Below are 18,611 nucleotides of genomic sequence, written 5' to 3'. Positions count from 1 at the left end.
CACCTCCACAACAGCGGGGGCAATTCAGCCCCCAGCGAAGTCTTACTTAACCATCTCTTTTTCGATCAGCTGGATCAGGATATGGATCACTTTGATGTGAATTTCCTGAATGCGGTCAGCATAACCGAAGTGCGGAACGCGAATTTCAATATCCGCCGTACCCGCCATTTTACCGCCATCTTTACCGGTCAGGGTGATAACCTTCATACCCTTCTCACGCGCTGCGGCAATCGCTTTGATCACGTTGCCAGAGTTACCAGAGGTAGAGATACCCAGCAGCACGTCACCTTCACGTCCGACCGCTTCAACATAGCGGGAGAAGACGTAGTCGTAACCAAAATCGTTGCTCACGCAGGAGATATGGCTCACATCAGAGATCGCAATCGCGGGATAGCCCGGACGGTTTTCGCGATAACGCCCGGTCAGCTCTTCTGCGAAGTGCATAGCGTCGCAGTGGGAACCGCCGTTACCGCAAGAGAGCACTTTGCCCCCGGCTTTGAAACTGTCGGCCAGCAGGACCGCCGCGCGCTGAATAGCGTGAATATTGGCATCATCTTTCAGAAAGTTAGCCAGCGTTTCCGCCGCTTCGTTCAGTTCGTTACGAATAAGATCCTGGTACATGAGGATAATCCTTCAGTATTGATGAAATAACACAGTGGAGTGTACCGGATAGCGGGAAAAGCGAGAAGCTAAAGCCATACGAATCGCTCGGCGTTTTGATTTTTTGTGCCGGCTAAAACACGAACAATGTGAACCAGGTTGTAATTATTTTGTAAACACATTGCTAAAAGAATTCACATCAACTACAACCATATCATCACAAGTGGTCAGACCTCCTACAAGCAAGGGAGCTTTTCTTTATGATGATTTTGAGCATTCTCGCAACCGTTGTTCTGCTCGGTGTGTTGTTCTATCACCGTGTAAGTTTATTCCTGAGCAGCCTGATTCTTCTGGCCTGGACGGCTGCACTTGGCGTCGCAGGTCTCTGGAATATCTGGCTTTTAGTCCCACTCGCTATCATTCTTCTGCCGTTTAACTTTGCCCCGATGCGTAAATCCATGATTTCTGCCCCGGTGTTCAAAGGTTTCCGCAAAGTGATGCCGCCAATGTCGCGTACTGAAAAAGAAGCGATTGATGCGGGCACCACCTGGTGGGAAGGCGACCTGTTCCAGGGTAACCCGGACTGGAAAAAGCTGCATAACTACCCACAGCCACGTCTGACTGCTGAAGAACAGGCCTTTATTGACGGCCCTGTGGAAGAAGCGTGCCGTATGGCAAATGATTTCGCCATCACCCATGAAATGGCCGATCTGCCGCCAGAACTGTGGGCGTACCTGAAAGAACATCGCTTCTTCGCGATGATCATCAAGAAAGAGTACGGTGGTCTGGAATTCTCCGCTTACGCTCAGGCCCGTGTCCTGCAAAAACTGGCTGGCGTCTCTGGGATCCTGGCCATCACTGTCGGCGTACCTAACTCCTTAGGCCCGGGCGAACTGCTGCAACATTACGGTACGGAAGAGCAGAAAGATCACTACCTGCCGCGCCTGGCACGCGGTCTGGAAATCCCTTGCTTCGCGCTGACCAGCCCGGAAGCGGGCTCCGATGCGGGTGCGATCCCGGATACTGGCGTGGTTTGCATGGGTGAATGGCAGGGTGAGCAGGTGCTCGGGATGCGCCTGACCTGGAACAAGCGCTACATCACGCTGGCACCTATCGCCACCGTGCTCGGTCTGGCGTTTAAACTCTCTGACCCGCAGAAACTGCTGGGTGGAGAAGAAGATCTGGGCATTACCTGTGCGCTGATCCCAACTTCTACCCCAGGCGTTGAAATTGGTCGTCGTCACTTCCCACTGAACGTGCCGTTCCAGAACGGTCCAACGCGTGGCCAGGATATCTTTGTACCGATTGATTACATCATCGGTGGCCCGAAAATGGCCGGTCAGGGCTGGCGTATGCTGGTGGAATGTCTGTCTGTAGGTCGCGGTATTACCCTGCCGTCAAACTCCACTGGTGGTCTGAAATCTGTGGCGATGGGGATTGGTGCGTACGCTCACATCCGCCGTCAGTTCAAAATCTCCATCGGCAAGATGGAAGGTATTGAAGAACCGCTGGCACGTATCGCGGGTAACGCCTATGTGATGGATGCCGCAGCTTCCCTGATTACCTACGGCATTATGCTGGGCGAGAAACCAGCTGTACTGTCCGCAATCGTGAAGTACCACTGTACTCACCGTGCGCAGCAGTCGATCATTGACGCGATGGATATCGCGGGCGGTAAAGGCATTATGCTCGGCGAAGGTAACTTCCTCGCCCGTGGTTATCAGGGCGCGCCTATCGCAATCACCGTTGAAGGGGCGAATATTCTGACCCGCAGCATGATGATCTTCGGTCAGGGCGCCATTCGCTGCCATCCATACGTGCTGGAAGAGATGGCCGCTGCGCAGAACAACGACGTAGATGCCTTCGATAAGCTGCTGTTCAAACATATTGGTCATGTGGGTAGCAATAAGATGCGCAGCTTCTGGCTCGGTCTGACGAATGGCCGTACCAGCGCTACGCCAACCGGTGATGCGACGAAACGTTACTATCAACAGTTGAACCGTCTGAGCGCCAACCTGGCTCTGCTGTCTGACGTTTCTATGGCAGTGCTGGGCGGTAGCCTGAAGCGTCGCGAACGTATCTCTGCACGTCTGGGAGACGTGCTGAGTCAGGTGTTCCTGGCCTCTGCGGTCCTGAAACGCTACGACGATGAAGGTCGTCAGGAAGCGGATCTGCCGCTGGTCCACTGGGGCGTACAGGATGCGATGTATCAGGCAGAACAGGCCATTGACGATCTGCTGGCGAACTTCCCGAACCGTTTTGTGGCCGGAGCCCTGCGCGTGGTGATCTTCCCGACCGGTCGTCATCACCAGGCACCATCCGACAAGCTGGATCACAAAGTAGCGAAGATCCTGCAGGTTCCGAGCGCAACCCGTTCACGTATCGGTCGTGGTCAGTATCTGGCTCCAACCCCGCATAACCCGGTGGGTCTGCTGGAAGAGGCGCTGCTGGACGTGATGGCTGCCGATCCGATTCATCAGAAGATCTGCAAACAGCTGGGCAAAAACCTGCCGTTTACCCGTTTGGACGAACTGGCAAAACAGGCCCTGGCGGGCGGTATCATCGATAAGGATGAAGCTGCAATCCTGGTGAAAGCTGAAGAGAGCCGTCTGCGCAGTATCAACGTGGATGATTTCGAACCGGATGAGCTGGCGACGCAGCCGGTAAAGCTACCGGAGAAACACCGCAAATCTGAAGCTGCATAAGGCGTTTCGCTTGCACAAACCCCGCCATGCGCGGGGTTTTTTATTGCCACATTTTCTCGTTATGTCGTGCTACAGTGTCAAAAAGTGGTCGTTTGAGGAGTCTGAATTGTGCCTGGTCTGAAGATTTCGATTTTGCAGCAACCGTTAGTGTGGATGGATGGCCCCGCCAACCTGCGTCACTTTGATCGTCAACTGGAAGGTATTACCGGGCGTGATGTGATTGTCCTGCCGGAGATGTTCACCACCGGCTTCGCAATGGAAGCGGCTAAACAGTCTATGCCGCAGGAAGAGGTAGTTGCCTGGATGCATGCCAAAGCGCAGCAGACCAACGCGCTGATCGCGGGCAGCGCCGCCCTGCAAACCGAGCGCGGGCCGGTGAACCGCTTCCTGCTGGTTGAGCCAGAAGGGAAAGTGCATTTTTACGACAAACGCCACCTGTTCCGTATGGCGGATGAACATCATCACTATGAAGCCGGAAACGAGCGCGTGGTGTTCGAATGGCGCGGCTGGCGAATTCTGCCGCTGGTCTGCTATGACCTGCGCTTCCCGGTGTGGTCACGCAACCGCAACGATTACGACGTAGCGCTGTATGTCGCCAACTGGCCTGCGCCACGCTCCCTCCACTGGCAGTCGCTGCTGGTGGCGCGTGCGATTGAGAACCAGGCATACGTGGTGGGCTGTAACCGCGTGGGGACTGACGGCAACGGACATCACTATCGTGGCGACAGCCGGGTGGTGAACCCGCAGGGCGAGATCATTGCCACCGCCGAGCCACATCAGGCGACGCGCATTGATGCCGAGCTGTCGCTGACGGCACTGAAGGAGTATCGGGAGAAGTTTCCGGCGTGGCAGGATGCGGATCCGTTTAGTATTGGGTGAAATTTTCCTCTCACCACCGCCCTCTCCCATTGGGAGAGGGCGGATAAAACATTAACTCACTAATGCCTGCCCGTCTTTGCGGCTTTCCGTCGCGGCAACGTAATGCCCTTCCGGCAGACGGTAAATCACCTGCGCACCGCCAAAGTTGTAATCCTGAAGCGGATCTTCTACCACGATCTGATGCCCGCGTTCGCGTAGCGCCGCAATCGTGTTGCGATCGAACGTCGACTCAACGATCACCTCTCTCCCCTGCACCACGCGCCAGCGCGGCGCGTCGATAGCTGCCTGCGGGTTTTGTCCGTGCAGCATAATGCGCAGCGCCATCTGCATGTGCCCCTGCGCCTGCATTGGCCCGCCCATCACGCCGAATGACATCAGCGGTTTTCCCTTACCGTCCATCGCAAAGCCAGGAATGATGGTGTGGAACGGACGCTTGCCGCCCGCCAGCGCGTTCGGGTGATTCGGATCCAGCGAAAAACCACAGCCGCGATTTTGCAGGCTGATCCCCGTGTCCGGCACCACAATCCCGGAGCCAAAGCCCATATAGTTAGACTGAATAAACGAAACCATCATGCCGTTGGCATCCGCTGTGCTGATGTAGACCGTCCCGCTTTGCGTCGGCGAACCATAGACGAAATCAGAGGCGTTATTCTGATCGATAAGCGCTGCACGCGATTTCAGATAGCTATCGCTCAGCAGCGCTTTGGCAGCGAATTCCATGTGCTCTTCATCCGCCACGTAGCGATCAAGATCGGCCAGCGCCAGTTTCATTGCTTCAATAGACAAGTGCAGCGCCTGAACGGAATCCGGGTGGTGTTTTTCGATACCGCACTGCTCCAGAATGCCGAGCGCAATCAGCGTGGCGATCCCCTGCCCGTTTGGCGGCAACTCCTGCACCGAACCGCCCGCAAAATCACGTGACAACAGTTCAACCCAGTCTACACGATGGTTTGCCAGATCGTCGGCGGTAAGATGTGCGCCATGTTCTTTGGCAAAGCCGGCAATTTTCTGCGCCAGCTCGCCGTGATAAAACGCTTCGCCGTTGGTTTTGGCAATCAGCTCCAGCGAGTTTGCCTGCGCCGGGTTACGGAATATTTCGCCAATGCGCGGGGCGCGTCCCTCAGGGGCAAAACACGCACTAAAGCCCGGCTGGTCTTTCAGCTTGTTGTAGCCCCGTTGCCACAGATGACCAATCAGCGGAGAGACCGGAAAACCGTTGCGCGCGTAATCAATCGCAGGCTGTGCCAGGGTGGTCAGCGGCAGCGTGCCAAAGCGTTCCGCCAGTGCGACCCAGCCGGATACCGCGCCCGGCACGGTCACTGCGTCCCAGCCAATTTCCGGCACCGCGGTTTTGCCAGCAAACAGATCGGCATGCCAGCTGGCAGGTGAGCGGCCCGATGCATTAAGGCCGTGGAGCTTTTCCCCATCCCAGACAATGGCAAAGGCATCGCTACCAATACCATTCCCTGTGGGCTCGACTACCGTCAGCGCCATCGCCGTAGCAACGGCCGCGTCGACGGCATTACCGCCCAGTTGTAACATGCGCATCCCCGCCTGTGCCGCCAGCGGCTGCGAGGTAGCAACGGCATTATGCCCCATCATCGGTGGGCGTCGTGAATCATAACCGGATGTGAAATCAAGCGCTTTGGTCATCATGACTCCTTAGTCGTGGCGCGGCTCGAGCGCATCGCGCAGCCCGTCGCCGAGTAAATTAAAGCCCTGCACGGCAAGGAAAATCGCCACGCCGGGGAAAACGGACATCCACGGAGCCTGCTCCAGGAAACCTTTCGCGGTATTGAGCATCGAGCCCCAGGACGGATTTGGCGGCTGCTGTCCCAGCCCCAAAAACGAGAGGCTGGCTTCGGCGATAATCGCCGAGGCAATCGCCAGCGTGGCCTGCACCAGGATCGGTGACATTACATTCGGCAGGATGTATTTGATGATGATCCAGCGGTCCGGCAGGCCAATCGCCCGCGCACCGTCGATGTACTCTTCGTTGCGGATGGCGATCACCTGCCCGCGCGTCAGGCGGGCGAAGATCGGCATCGCCGAAAGACCGATGGCGATCATGGCGTTGGTCAGGCTCGGGCCCAAAAACGCCCCCAGCGCGATCGCCATGATCAGGAACGGACAGGCCAGTAGCGCCTCGATAACGCGCGAGATCACCCCATCCCACATCTTCTGGAAGTAACCCGCAACCAGCCCCAGCGGAACGCCGATGACAACAGCAATCACCACCGACATACAGCCTGCCATCAGCGAGGTGCGTGCTCCCCAGATAATGCGGGATAAAATGTCGCGCCCCAGCTCGTCGGTGCCGAACCAGTACATCGCCGAAGGCGCTTTGCGCACCGCCAGGAAGTTGGCTTTGACCGGGTCGAACGGCGCAATCCACGGCGCCAGCAGCGCGAGCAATACAAAGAAGCCCACAATCACCGCACCAATCACCGCACTTTTGTTCGCGAGGAATTTCTTCAGCACCCGGTTCTGCGCGCGCGGCAGTGCAGGCACAACGGTTTGAGTCGACAGTTCCGCCATGGTTAACCTCGCATTTTCGGGTTGATAAGAACGTAGAGCACGTCGGCCAGCAGGTTGAGCATCAGGAAGCCAATCGCCACGATCAGCACCACACCCTGCACCACCGCGTAGTCACGGTTAAATACCGAGTCGACGATCATCTTGCCGAAGCCCGGAATGGTGAAGACCTGCTCGGTCAGCACCGCGCCGCCCAGCAGCTCGCCGAACAGCAGCGTGGTGAGGGTAATTACCGGCACCAGCGCGTTGCGAAACGCGTGCTTCAGGATCACCGCCTTAGGCAGCAGCCCCTTAGCCCGCGCGGTACGGATGTAATCTGCTTTCAGGACCGCAATCATCGAGGCGCGGGTGTGGCGCATCAGCGTCGCCGCCAGGCCGGTTCCGAGCACGGACGCGGGCAGCAGCAGCGTGCGTAGGTTCTGGAGAGGATCTTCACTGAACGGTACGTAGCCAGACGCGGGCAGCCACTGCAGGTTTACCGAGAAGACCAGAATCAGCAGGATCCCCAGCCAGAAGTGCGGGATCGAGATCCCCGATATCGCCACAAAGTTCGCCCCATGATCGACCCAGCTGTTTTTGTTCACCGCCGCGAGGATCCCCATGCTGATGCCAAACACCAGCGCGATAATCATCGCCAGTAGCGACAGCTCCAGCGTGACCGGCAGCTTGCTGGCGATCAGCTGCATCACCGGTTCGTGCGTGCGTAAGGAGACGCCCAGATCGCCCTGCAGCGCCCGCGTCAGCCAGTGGAAATACTGCACGGGGATCGGCGCATCGAGATTCAGCTCCGCGCGCAGCTGAGCAATGATCGCCGGGTCGCGCTCCTCGCCGGCCATGGCAATCAGCGGGTCGCCGGGCAACAGCTTTTGCAGTCCGAAGACCATCATGCTCACCAGCAGCAGGGTTGGTATAGCCAGCAGCAGACGTTTGCAAATCAGTTCCAGCATGGGTTCTCCTCAGGACGTTTATTTCGCCAGCGTCAAACCGGCCAGACGCACGATGCCGTCCGGGTACGGCTTAAAGCCCTGCACGCTTTTGTTCAGGCCAAAAATGCGCGGCTCGAAGTAGAGGTAGGCAATCGGCATATCGGTCTGGAGCTGCTTCACCACCTTGTCGTACAGCGGCTGGCGTGCGGCCTGGTCGGTGCTCTGGCGCGCCTGGGTCAGCCACTCATCGACCTGCGCGTTGCTGTAGCGGCCGTCATTCAGGGTGCCTTTGCTGTTGATAAAGCCGTAGATGCTGCCGTCCGGATCCGGGCGACCGGACCAGCCGGAGAAGCTCAGCTGATAGTCCCCGCTCTGCTGGCGGTCGAGCAGGGTAGCGAACTCCGTCATTTGCAGATTAAGGTTAAAGCCCGCCTCCGCCACCATCGCCTGCAGCACCTGACCGACCTGCTGCGATGTCGGGTTGTTCGGCACCAGCAGGTTGACGGTCAGCGGTGCGGTGACGCCTGCCGCTTTCAGCAGCGCTTTGGCTTTATCGACGTCACGCGGTGGTACCGGCAGGTTGACGTGATACGGGCTGACCGGCGAAAACGCCTGATTGGCCGGGGTGTACAACCCCTCAAAGACCACCTGGTTTAACGCATCGCGGTCGATGGCCTGAGAAAACGCCTCGCGCACGCGCGCGTCTTTGAACGGATCGTTGGCCGGCACCTTGCCGTTGTTGATGTTGAAGGTGATGCCCTGATAACCCAGACCGGTGACCTTCGCCAGCGCCAGCTTGCTGTCAGCCTCCACCGTCTTCACGTCGCTGGCGGCGATGCCTTCAGTCAGGTCGAGATCGCCCGCGCGCAGGTTCGCGAGGCGCACGGAGGCATCGGGGATCGGCAGATAGATAATTTTGTCGAAGTGGTAAGCGCCTTTGTTCCAGTAGTTGTCGAAGCGGGTCAGAACGATGCGGTCCTGGGACACGCGGCTGTCGAATTTATACGGACCGGAACAGACGGGATGCGCGGCAAAATCCGGTTTTTTTGCCGCTTCGGGTGCCATCATCGCGCCCGCGCGGTCGGTGAGTTGCATCAGCAGCGCGGCGTCCGGCGTTTTCAGGTGCAGGGCAATCTGCATCGGGCCAGTGACTTCAACGGACTCCACGGAGGAAATCTCGCTTTTACGCAGGGAGCCTTTTAAGGTCAAGGCACGGTCGAGGTTGTATTTTGCGGCGGCAGCATCGAATTTCTCACCGTCGTGGAAGGTGACGCCCTCGCGCAAATTCAGGGTGAGGGTTTTACCGTCGTCGCTCCACGCCCAGTCTTTCGCCAGACCGGGGATAACCTTCAGGTTTTCATCCACGTCCACCAGCCTGTCGCACAGGGAGGCAAACACGAAGCGGCCATAGTAGGTGCGCGCCAGATGCGGGTCGAGCATGTCCGGGTCAGCGCCCAGACCAATCCGCAGGACACTTTCAGAATGGGCGGGCAGCGCCGCGCCGAGCAGCATTACACTTCCCAGTACGGTCAAAAGAGAATTACGCATTGTCATTATCATGAGTTCCTTGAAGGAAGGGAGGAGTGAGATGCCGCGTGTTCAAACAGCGCGCGGCGGCGCAGAAAGGCAGCAGATGGCGGAGCAATCTGGATAACGCTGCGATCGCGGTTGATCTCCTGCCAGCGGTGGCAGGCAACCTGACGCCCGCCGTCGAGCACCTGATTGATCGGCTCAACCTGGCGGCATTCGTCGGTGACGTACGGGCAGCGGGTGTGGAAACGACAGCCGGACGGCGGGCTGGCAGGGTTCGGTAAGTCCCCCTGCAGCAGCGGCGCGTCACGTTCAACGCCTGGCTGCATCTGCGGCGCAGAGGCGATAAGTGCCTGGGTATAGGGGTGCAGCGGCGCATCAAAAATTTCGTCAACAGTCGCAAGCTCGACGATTTGCCCAAGATACATCACCGCCACCCGGTCGCTCATGTGGCGGATAACCGCCAGGCCGTGAGCGACAATCACCATCGTCAGCCCCAGCTGGTGCTTCAGGCTTTCCAGCAGGTTCACCACCTGCGCCTGAACGGACACATCCAGCGCGGATACCGGCTCATCACCCAGCAGCAGCTTCGGTCCCGAGGCCAGCGCGCGCGCGATGCCGATACGCTGGCGCTGCCCGCCGGAAAACTCGTGCGGGTAACGCCCAGCCCAGGCCGCAGGCAGGCCAACGGTTTTAAGCAGCTCGGCAACGCGGTACTGGCGGTCCGCTTTTTTCATATTCTGATGCAGCCACAGCGGCTCACCGACAATCTGCTCCACCGTCATGCGCGGGTTCAGCGAGGCAAAGGGATCCTGGAAGATAATCTGCAGCTCGCGCCGGAGCTGGTTCAGACGCGCTCCTGATGCATAGGTGATCTCCTCCCCCTGGTAAAACACGCGCCCTTCGCTGGCGGCCAGCAGGCGCAGCAGCAGACGACCGAGAGTGGATTTTCCGGAACCGGACTCGCCAACAATCGCCAGCGTTTCGCCCGGCATCACGGCAAGCGAAACGCGATCGACCGCCGTGACGAACCGTGCCGGGGTAAACAGTTTTTTCGGGCCGGGGAAGAGCTTGCTCAGGTCACGGGCTTCAAGAATGGGCGTAGTCATGCAATTTCTCCCAGGGCAATGTGTTGCTCCAGCGGCACGCGGAAGCAGGCAACCTGATGACCCGCGCCGAGCGTATTGAGCAAAGGTTTTTCATCATGGCAGCGTGACTGCGCAAACGGGCAACGGGTAGCGAAACGGCAGCCTTTCGGCATAAATTCTGGCAGTGGCACCGAGCCTGGAATGGTGGAGAGCTGCCCCTTACGTGCCCCAAGAGAAGGAATCGACCCCATCAGGCCGATAGTGTACGGGTGCTGCGGATCGGCAAAGATGGCCTCAACGCTCCCCTGCTCTACCACCTGACCGGCATACATCACCGCCACCTGCTGGGCGACTTCTGCCACCACGCCTAAATCGTGAGTGATCATCAGGACCGCCGTGCCGGTCTCTTCTTTGAGGGTGTTCAGCAAGGTGAGAATTTGCGCCTGGATCGTCACGTCAAGGGCTGTGGTCGGTTCATCGGCAATCAGCAGTTTCGGGTGGTTAATCAGCGCCATCGCAATCATCACGCGCTGGCGCATTCCGCCGGAAAGCTGGTGGGGATATGCTTTCAGGCGCATCTCTGCCGCCGGGATCTGTACCTTCTCGAGGATCTGCAGCGCGACATTCATCGCCTCTGCGCGCGAGACACTCTGGTGTCGCATGACCGCTTCGCTAAGCTGGTCCCCCAGCGTAAACGCCGGATTGAGCGAGGTCATCGGCTCCTGGAAAATCATCGCCAGCTCGCTGCCACGCAGGTCAGCGTATTCCCGAGGCGAAAGCTTGCGGAGATTGTGACGGCGAAACTGCATCTCCCCGCTGACGATCTGCGCGCTGGCGGGCAGTAACCCCATTAACGCCAGTGAGGTGATACTTTTTCCGCATCCAGACTCTCCCACCAGCGCCAGCGTTTCGCCCGCTTTAATTATCAGTGAAATACCATCAAGGACGCTCACAGGCGAGCCGGCGAATTTAACGTTGAGATTATGCAGGTTCAGTACAGGCGCAGTGTCCTTAAACGGGATCGTCGTCATAGCGTGAAGTCGTCCTCAAGGTGGATAGCATGGATCAGGGCGGTTTGCAGGCTGAGCAGGTGTTCGCGCATGGCGGCCGCGGCCTCATTAGGCTGGCGATGGATAATCGCAGACATGATCTTGTGATGGTGGTCGTTGTAGCTGTCGACACGTTCGGGGGTGCGGGCTAATTCGCGCAGATGCTGCCAGCCCGGTTCACGCCGCACGGCATCAATGGCATCAAACAGGCCGAGCATCAGGCGATTACCCGCAGCTTCCGCAATCGCCCGGTGAAATGCGCTGTCCCACAGTTCGTTGAGATCGCGGTCATCCGGGCTGACCTTATCAATGCGTTCCAGCATGCGCTGCATCAGCGCGAGGTTTTCCCTGGTGGCACGCAGTGCCGCAAGCCGGGCTAAGCCGGGTTCGAGCTGCAGACGAGCTTCCATCACTTCCAGAAGGTTGGTTTGCTGAACCAATCCCTGAAGGGCCAGCGGTTCAACCGGGGCAGCCGGACCGATAAAAGTCCCTTTGCCCTGTTTACGCCAGATGCGCCCCTCTTCTTCCAGCACATCCAGCGCACGACGCACTTCACGTCGTCCTACGCCGAGAGTTTCCGATAGCTCACGTTCTGTGGGCAGCGGAGTGCCTGGTGTTGACTCGTGCTGGTTGATTAACCCGCGCAGTTGTTCAAGCGCGGTGCTGGAATTTGCCAGAAACCGTGACGGTTTTTCCATATTGGTTCGCTCGCTTTCATCATTACTTTATTTTTATTAACGATAAGTTATTGATATGAAATGAAGCTTATCGTGCTAATGATTAAGCAATAACCAAACCAATTCACAATTGGTTCGGTTATTTTTTGGAAAGCGGGAGATAACCAAATGATTCTGCGTGAATTATTTTTACAGAAAGACACATTCTGTCTGAGATCTGGAGAGAGGGAGGGTGGCGAAATGCACAACATCAGTGCAAATAACGCACTAAATCTGTGCAAATGTTAATTAATTGCACTATAAAAATTAACGTTTTGTTAACGATAAGTGAGGGAACGGAATTGCAGAATGCTGAAACGACGAAGGCCTGAATCATTTCTGATTCAGGCCTTCTGAATAGTGGCGGAACGGACGGGACTCGAACCCGCGACCCCCTGCGTGACAGGCAGGTATTCTAACCGACTGAACTACCGCTCCACTGTTCCCGTTTGGGGAACGAGGCGCATATTACGGTGTGCCTCCGATCTCGTCAACGCTTTTTCTCACGTTTTGAATCGTTTGCTGCAAAAATCGCCCAAACGATGTTTTTACAAGCATTCCGGCGCTTTTCAGGCGCGCCACAGACAGCTTCCACCCTTCTTCTGTACCAGATCAAGTCGGGATTCGTGGTTAAGAAGCTCTTCATCACTGGCTAAAACAACCCGCAACCGACTGGCCTGACGGACAACGCGCTGAATTCCCGCCTCACCCTGCGTTTGCTGAGATTCATTTTCCATGCTGAACTTCATTGACGTCTGCCCGCCGGTCATCGTCAGATAGACATCGGCCAGGATCTGGGCATCGAGTAATGCCCCGTGCAGCGTTCGCTTGGTATTGTCTATTTCGTAGCGGGAACAGAGCGCATCAAGGCTGTTACGCTTGCCGGGGAACATTTTCCTCGCCAGCGCCAGACTGTCTGTTACCTTACAGAAGGTGTTTGTCTTCGGGATATCACGATTAAGCTTGCTGAATTCATAATCCATAAAGCCGATATCGAACGAGGCGTTATGGATGACAAGCTCGGCACCCTTGATATATTCCAGGAACTCGTCAGCGACATCCGCAAAAGTTGGCTTATCCAGCAAGAACTCATCGGCAATACCGTGAACGCCGAACGCTTCTGGGTCCACCAGCCGATCAGGTTTGAGGTAGACGTGGAAGTTGTTCCCCGTAAGACGACGGTTCACCACTTCAACGGCACCAATCTCGATGATCTTGTGCCCTTCGTAGTGCGCGCCAATCTGGTTCATACCGGTGGTTTCGGTATCGAGGACAATCTGGCGAGTAATTGCAGTGCTCATAGCGGTCATTTATGTCAGACTTATCGTTTAACTGAACGTTTCAATTACAGGAAGTCTACCAGAGATGCGTAAACAGGTAGAAATTTTCACCGATGGATCTTGTCTCGGCAACCCAGGGCCTGGCGGCTATGGCGCCATTATGCGCTATCGCCAGCACGAAAAAACTTTTAGCGAAGGCTATTTTCTGACCACCAACAACCGAATGGAATTGATGGCGGCCATAGTGGCACTGGAGGCGTTAAAAGAGCATTGTGACGTGGTGTTAAGCACCGATAGCCAGTACGTACGTCAGGGGATAACCCAGTGGATCCATAACTGGAAAAAACGCGGCTGGAAGACCGCTGATAAGAAGCCGGTTAAGAACGTCGATCTTTGGAAACGTCTTGATGCGGCGCTGGGCCAGCACGAGATTAAATGGGAATGGGTTAAAGGCCACGCCGGTCACCCGGAAAACGAACGCTGCGACGAACTGGCGCGCGCTGCGGCATCCAATCCTGCACATGAAGATGCAGGGTATCAGCCCGACGTTTAATCGGTTTTTTTGTATTGCCGCGTTGCACCAACAGTTTGACGGATATGCGTTTTCGTTTTGCTCTGCTTCATTGGATTAAGCGTAAGAGGGATTGTGCGCTTACGTGCAACGATGAACTGCATGCAGCCTAAAGCGGGCAAATGCGTGCTCAACAGTACCCCTCCCTGCCGCGCCCAGGGGAGCACCTGAAAACCGCCGTAGCAGAGCACCTCAAAGTTTAGCAGTGAAAGCCAGTCGAGCTGGCGCATCATCGTAAACATCCGGCTGTTGTAAGGTGGCGTCCTGCGCAGCACGGGTACCAGCTTACGCAGACCCATTAAACTCAGTGGATTGAACCCGCTGAGTACCAGCCAGCCATCGTCAATCAGAACACGGTCGGCCTCACGCAGCAAGCGATGGGGATCGCTACACCAGGGCAACGTGTGTGCAAGCAAACACGCATCAACGGACTTTTCCGCAAATGGCAGATGCAATGGGTCTGCTTTCACCTGAACCGGCAATCCGCCGAGCGAGACATTGACCTGATGTGAGATAGCGCAGCTTTCGGTATTGATTTCCGCGCTGAGATTGCCAATCTTAAGCAGGTGAAAGCCATACATTTTCGCAAGCCAGGGCTTCAGTTGTTGCTCTAAGGCCTCGCGATAGTATTCACCCCAGGGCAATTCCGCCCAACGCTCCGGTGCTGCGACAGTCTGAGGTATCCTTGCCGGTTTCATCAAAACACCTGCCACGTTATTAGAGGTAATGTATGAATCTTATCAGTATTCCTGCTTTTGAGGACAATTACATCTGGGTTTTGGTTGACGATGATCGTCGATGCGTCATTGTTGATCCCGGAGAAGCCGCCCCTGTATTACGTGCCATAGAAGAGAATAACTGGCAGCCAGAAGCCATTCTCTTGACGCATCATCATCACGATCACACTGGCGGCGTTCCCGAGCTGCGGGCCCATTTTCCCCATCTTGTGGTTTACGGACCGGCAGAGACACAAGATAAGGGAACAACCCGGATAGTCCAGGAAGGCGAAAAGATCCTCATACACCAGTGGGAATTTTCCGTATTTGCCACACCAGGTCACACTTTGGGACATCTGTGTTTCTACAGCAAACCTTATCTTTTTTGTGGCGACACACTGTTCTCTGGAGGCTGTGGAAGACTTTTCGAAGGCACAGCGACCCAGATGTATCAGTCCTTACAGAAAATTAATGCCCTACCCGATGACACGCTTATTTGTTGCGCACATGAATATACATTAGGAAATATGAAGTTTTCCGTTAACCTCTTACCCGAGGATCGCGCGATCCAGGATTATTATCACAAAGTGAAGGAGTTACGTGCAAAAAACCAAAACACACTCCCCGTAATTCTGAAAAATGAGCGCAAGATTAATTTATTTTTACGAACAGATGATATTGATTTAATTAACAAAATTAACCAAGAAACAAATTTGCAACAACCAGAGCATCGTTTTGCATGGTTAAGGTCAAAGAAAGATAACTTCAGATAATTGCGGGTTGCCTTTTCAAAATTTCGCCGTTATCATCGCTCGTCTTTTAAGCAACTATTGACACACACATGAAGGCAAAAGCGATATTACTCGCCTCTGTCCTGCTTGTAGGTTGCCAGTCGCAGAACGGCAGCAACGTACAACAGCACGCACAGAGCCTTTCTGCAGCTGGTCAAGGGGAAGCAGGGAAGTTTGCAAGTTCGGCGCGATGGATGGACGATGGAACATCATTCGCGCAGGATCAAGACTTGTGGACCTCTATTGGCGACGAGCTAAAGATGGGAATTCCGGAAAACAGCCGGATTCGCGAACAGAAACAGAAGTACTTAAGAAATAAGAGCTATCTCCACGATGTAACGTTACGGGCAGAGCCGTATATGTACTGGATAGCCGGGCAAGTTAAGAAACGTAACATGCCTATGGAGCTGGTACTCCTACCCATAGTGGAGAGCGCTTTTGACCCACACGCAACGTCTGGCGCCAATGCCGCAGGCATTTGGCAGATCATTCCGAGCACCGGGCGAAACTATGGTCTGAAACAGACTCGCAGCTATGATGCGCGTCGTGACGTTGTCGCTTCAACGACAGCCGCTCTCGACATGATGCAACGTCTGAACAAGATGTTTGATGGCGACTGGCTGTTAACGGTCGCAGCGTACAATAGCGGCGAAGGTCGTGTACTGAAGGCAATGAAAGCGAATAAAGCACGGGGTAAATCCACCGATTTTTGGTCGCTCTCACTGCCACAGGAAACAAAGATTTACGTACCGAAGATGCTGGCATTGAGCGATATTCTCAAGAACAGCAAGCGTTACGGTGTACAACTGCCAACACCAGACGAAAGTCGTGCACTGGCGCGCGTTCGCCTCAGCAATCCAGTTGATATTCAACAGGTTGCAGATATGACGGGTATGTCGGTAAGTAAATTGAAAACCTTTAATGCTGGCGTTAAAGGCTCAACGCTGGGGGCGAGTGGCCCGCAGTACGTAATGGTTCCGCAGAAACATGCCGATCAGTTACGCGAGTCTTTAGCATCGGGTGAAATTGCCGCCGTTCAGTCAACGCTGATCGCGGACGCTTCATCAGTCAACAGCCGCAGTTATAAGGTTCGTTCAGGTGATACGCTTTCGGGTATTGCATCACGTCTTGGCGTGACAGCAAGCGATCTGCAGCAGTGGAATAACCTGCGCAGTTCAGGCCTTAAAGTGGGTCAAACTCTGACAGTGGGTGCAGGTAGCAGCGCACAGCGTCTCGCCAGCAACAGCGATAGCATCACCTATCGCGTGCGTAAAGGCGATTCCCTGTCCAGTATCGCAAAACGACACGGCGTGAACATCAAAGATGTGATGCGCTGGAATAATGATACTGACAATCTGAAACCAGGCGACCAGTTGACGCTGTTTGTGAAGAACAGCGCCACGCCAGACTCCTGAGAACACGATGGAAAGATAAAAAGGCACCGATTCCCCTCGGTGCCTTTTTTGTTTATCCCGCTTTTTGCGCTTCAGCCATGATGGTATCGCTGGTAAACGAACCATCCTCCTGTAATTCAAAGTAAGCCTTCACCTCTGCGGACGCACTCTGCTGATACAACCGAATAGCGTGACTTAATGCCTCCGGAGTGCGCATACGGGCGATCCATGAGCTGAATTCCAGCGGTAAGCGATCGGTTATTAATGAGCGCGAAATCAATCCCGCCTCGGTAATGAACGATAACCACTCTCCACTGGAGTAGTTTTGCACATGCGAGGTATCGCGCAGTGCTTCCACCGTCTGCAGCCAGATATTGCGCACCGGGTGTCCCGGAGACATCACATCCATAATGATAAGAACACCACCCGGCTTCAGGACACGTTTTACTTCACGTAATGCCTGGCCAACATCATGCCAGTGATGTGCGGAATAACGGCTGATAACCACCTCAAACGAAGCATCTTCAAAAGGTAAAGATTCGGCATAGCCCTGGTGCGTATCAATGTTTTCCAACCCCTTCGCTTTCGCCGCCTCGGCAACCACCGCCAGCATCTGGCTGGATAAGTCATACGCGGTAACGTGCGCGACCTGTTGCGCAGCCTTAAAGCTGGCATGCCCTGCCCCGCAGCCTAAATCCAGCACGTGCGCCTGCGGGAACGCCGCCAGACGTTCACCGAGACGCACCAGATCGCGGCCAGATGCGTGCACGGCGCTGCTCAGATACGCACTTGCCTGAGAGCCAAACTGTTTTTCTACGTTGTCATGATGGGAGCGTGTTGTTGTCATCGTACTGTCCTTTGTGGGTGAAAAATAAAGGGCAGCACCCGAACAGGCCTGCCCCACGGCAGACCTGACACACCATTATTTATCAGGTTTGCCGGGACTGAATTCAACGAGTAGAGGATTGTGATCGGAGGCGCGCGTCACCAGAACGGAGGCGTCGTGCACGCTCAAACCGCGATAGAAGACAAAATCGAGAGGACGACCAAAGGCTTTCTTGCGTTGGTCATCGCTAAAACGAACTTCACGCAGCGACATCTCGCGCGCAAAGCGATACAAGGCATTCATGCGCGGACGGCTCCAGGCATTGAAATCGCCTGCCATAATGATGGGGCCGCTGTGATGGGCAATCTGATCGCCAATTGGAAGTAACTGCTTACTGTAGACATCCACGCCCAGGCTGAAGTTTACCGCATGGATATTCACGACCATCAACATTCGGGTGTCCGGCAACGGGTAGACCGTGACCAGCGCCGATTTCGCCAGACGCAGAATGGGTTCACGTTCGCGCAGAGGACAGCAATAGACCGGATGCGCTGAAGAGAGTGTCATCACACCTGAGGGATGTTGCGGCAGGACAAACGCGGGAACCTGATCGGCGGCAAGATAGTTCGTGGTGGCAAACCGCACCAGCTCAGGGGTGGTTTGCGCCTCCTGGAGCAGAACCAGATGGGCATCTTTTCCAAAATTCTTAAGTACCGATAACCATTCCGCACGCTGCTGCTTAAAGATATTCCACACCAGTACACGGATTTTCTCATCGCTGCTTAACGGTGTGCCGGCAGGTAATGCCTGGCTTATGCTCGCAAACGACCCCGGAGGCAAGATCCTCTCCGCTGGCATTCCGGCAACATAACGCATGGCATAGGTATTTTTTCGCACTTTTGGAAACAGCCTCTGTAACATGAACCAGCCCTGAAAACGGTCTGGTTCTAATGTTATAGGGACTTTAGGTTACACTTTCAACGCAATTTCTGAGAAACCGCTTTC

General features: G+C 55.5%; 17 protein-coding genes and 1 tRNA gene. 5 read left to right on the top strand and 13 right to left on the bottom strand.

From position 1 onward, the window contains the following. Window positions 1-42: 42 nt before the first annotated feature. On the bottom strand, window positions 43-621 hold the full coding sequence (gene lpcA / locus LCD46_04370) for a D-sedoheptulose 7-phosphate isomerase (GenBank protein ID UOY71570.1): 579 nt from the start codon (window positions 619-621) through the stop codon (window positions 43-45). 239 nt (window positions 622-860) lie between these two features. On the opposite strand from lpcA, the gene fadE reads away from it, so the two are divergent. Further along, a complete protein-coding gene (gene fadE, locus LCD46_04365) occupies window positions 861-3,305 on the top strand; it encodes an acyl-CoA dehydrogenase FadE (GenBank protein UOY71569.1) in 2,445 nt (814 codons plus the stop codon). Between the two features lie 108 nt (window positions 3,306-3,413). Then, window positions 3,414-4,184 carry an amidohydrolase gene (locus LCD46_04360; protein ID UOY71568.1) on the top strand — a complete coding sequence of 257 codons (771 nt, stop codon included), beginning with the start codon at window positions 3,414-3,416 and terminating at the stop codon, window positions 4,182-4,184. A 51-nt stretch (window positions 4,185-4,235) separates the two neighbouring features. Here LCD46_04360 and LCD46_04355 read toward each other — a convergent pair whose 3' ends face one another. From LCD46_04355 to dnaQ, 9 genes are all read right to left on the bottom strand, one after another. Further along, window positions 4,236-5,837: a gamma-glutamyltransferase family protein gene (locus LCD46_04355; GenBank protein UOY72893.1), complete on the bottom strand. Its 1,602-nt coding sequence runs from the start codon at window positions 5,835-5,837 to the stop codon at window positions 4,236-4,238. Between the two features lie 9 nt (window positions 5,838-5,846). Beyond that, complete coding sequence (locus tag LCD46_04350; protein UOY71567.1) at window positions 5,847-6,722, bottom strand: ABC transporter permease; 876 nt, start codon at window positions 6,720-6,722, stop codon at window positions 5,847-5,849. 2 nt (window positions 6,723-6,724) lie between these two features. Further along, complete coding sequence (locus LCD46_04345) at window positions 6,725-7,666, bottom strand: ABC transporter permease (protein UOY71566.1); 942 nt, start codon at window positions 7,664-7,666, stop codon at window positions 6,725-6,727. Between the two features lie 18 nt (window positions 7,667-7,684). Further along, entirely contained in the window at window positions 7,685-9,199 is a 1,515-nt protein-coding gene (locus LCD46_04340; protein ID UOY71565.1) for an ABC transporter substrate-binding protein, read from the bottom strand. 2 nt (window positions 9,200-9,201) lie between these two features. Further along, on the bottom strand, window positions 9,202-10,284 hold the full coding sequence (locus LCD46_04335; GenBank protein ID UOY71564.1) for an ATP-binding cassette domain-containing protein: 1,083 nt from the start codon (window positions 10,282-10,284) through the stop codon (window positions 9,202-9,204). Continuing rightward, window positions 10,281-11,294, bottom strand: a complete 1,014-nt coding sequence (locus tag LCD46_04330) for an ABC transporter ATP-binding protein (GenBank protein UOY71563.1) — start codon at window positions 11,292-11,294, stop codon at window positions 10,281-10,283. The genes LCD46_04335 and LCD46_04330 overlap by 4 nt, the downstream gene beginning before the upstream one ends. Further along, the gene (locus LCD46_04325) at window positions 11,291-12,010 is read right to left on the bottom strand and encodes an FCD domain-containing protein (GenBank protein UOY71562.1); all 720 of its coding nucleotides are present in this window, start codon (window positions 12,008-12,010) and stop codon (window positions 11,291-11,293) included. The genes LCD46_04330 and LCD46_04325 overlap by 4 nt, the downstream gene beginning before the upstream one ends. A gap of 379 nt (window positions 12,011-12,389) precedes the next feature. Next, window positions 12,390-12,466, bottom strand: a tRNA-Asp gene (locus tag LCD46_04320). Between the two features lie 131 nt (window positions 12,467-12,597). Further along, on the bottom strand, window positions 12,598-13,329 hold the full coding sequence (dnaQ, locus tag LCD46_04315) for a DNA polymerase III subunit epsilon (GenBank protein UOY71561.1): 732 nt from the start codon (window positions 13,327-13,329) through the stop codon (window positions 12,598-12,600). A 31-nt stretch (window positions 13,330-13,360) separates the two neighbouring features. Here dnaQ and rnhA point away from each other — a divergent pair, with 31 nt between their 5' ends. Then, the gene (gene rnhA / locus LCD46_04310; GenBank protein UOY72892.1) at window positions 13,361-13,861 is read left to right on the top strand and encodes a ribonuclease HI; all 501 of its coding nucleotides are present in this window, start codon (window positions 13,361-13,363) and stop codon (window positions 13,859-13,861) included. Here the strand turns inward: rnhA and LCD46_04305 are convergent. Then, window positions 13,858-14,577, bottom strand: a complete 720-nt coding sequence (locus LCD46_04305) for a class I SAM-dependent methyltransferase (GenBank protein UOY71560.1) — start codon at window positions 14,575-14,577, stop codon at window positions 13,858-13,860. The genes rnhA and LCD46_04305 overlap by 4 nt on opposite strands. Window positions 14,578-14,609: 32 nt before the next feature. Between LCD46_04305 and gloB the strand changes: the two genes are divergently transcribed. Further along, window positions 14,610-15,368 carry a hydroxyacylglutathione hydrolase gene (gene gloB, locus LCD46_04300; protein UOY71559.1) on the top strand — a complete coding sequence of 253 codons (759 nt, stop codon included), beginning with the start codon at window positions 14,610-14,612 and terminating at the stop codon, window positions 15,366-15,368. Between the two features lie 68 nt (window positions 15,369-15,436). After that, window positions 15,437-16,801: a murein transglycosylase D gene (gene mltD / locus LCD46_04295; GenBank protein ID UOY71558.1), complete on the top strand. Its 1,365-nt coding sequence runs from the start codon at window positions 15,437-15,439 to the stop codon at window positions 16,799-16,801. A 52-nt stretch (window positions 16,802-16,853) separates the two neighbouring features. Here the strand turns inward: mltD and LCD46_04290 are convergent, their stop codons facing one another. Together LCD46_04290 and LCD46_04285 are read right to left on the bottom strand one after the other, a co-directional pair. After that, on the bottom strand, window positions 16,854-17,627 hold the full coding sequence (locus LCD46_04290; GenBank protein ID UOY71557.1) for a methyltransferase domain-containing protein: 774 nt from the start codon (window positions 17,625-17,627) through the stop codon (window positions 16,854-16,856). Between the two features lie 75 nt (window positions 17,628-17,702). Further along, window positions 17,703-18,503: an endonuclease/exonuclease/phosphatase family protein gene (locus tag LCD46_04285; protein ID UOY72891.1), complete on the bottom strand. Its 801-nt coding sequence runs from the start codon at window positions 18,501-18,503 to the stop codon at window positions 17,703-17,705. Between the last annotated feature and the right edge of the window lie 108 nt (window positions 18,504-18,611).

This window comes from Enterobacter ludwigii, from assembly GCA_023023105.1.
Lineage (GTDB): Bacteria > Pseudomonadota > Gammaproteobacteria > Enterobacterales > Enterobacteriaceae > Enterobacter > Enterobacter adelaidei.
The sequence above is the reverse complement of the archived record's forward strand: the minus strand, read 5'-3'. Positions and strand labels throughout refer to the sequence as shown.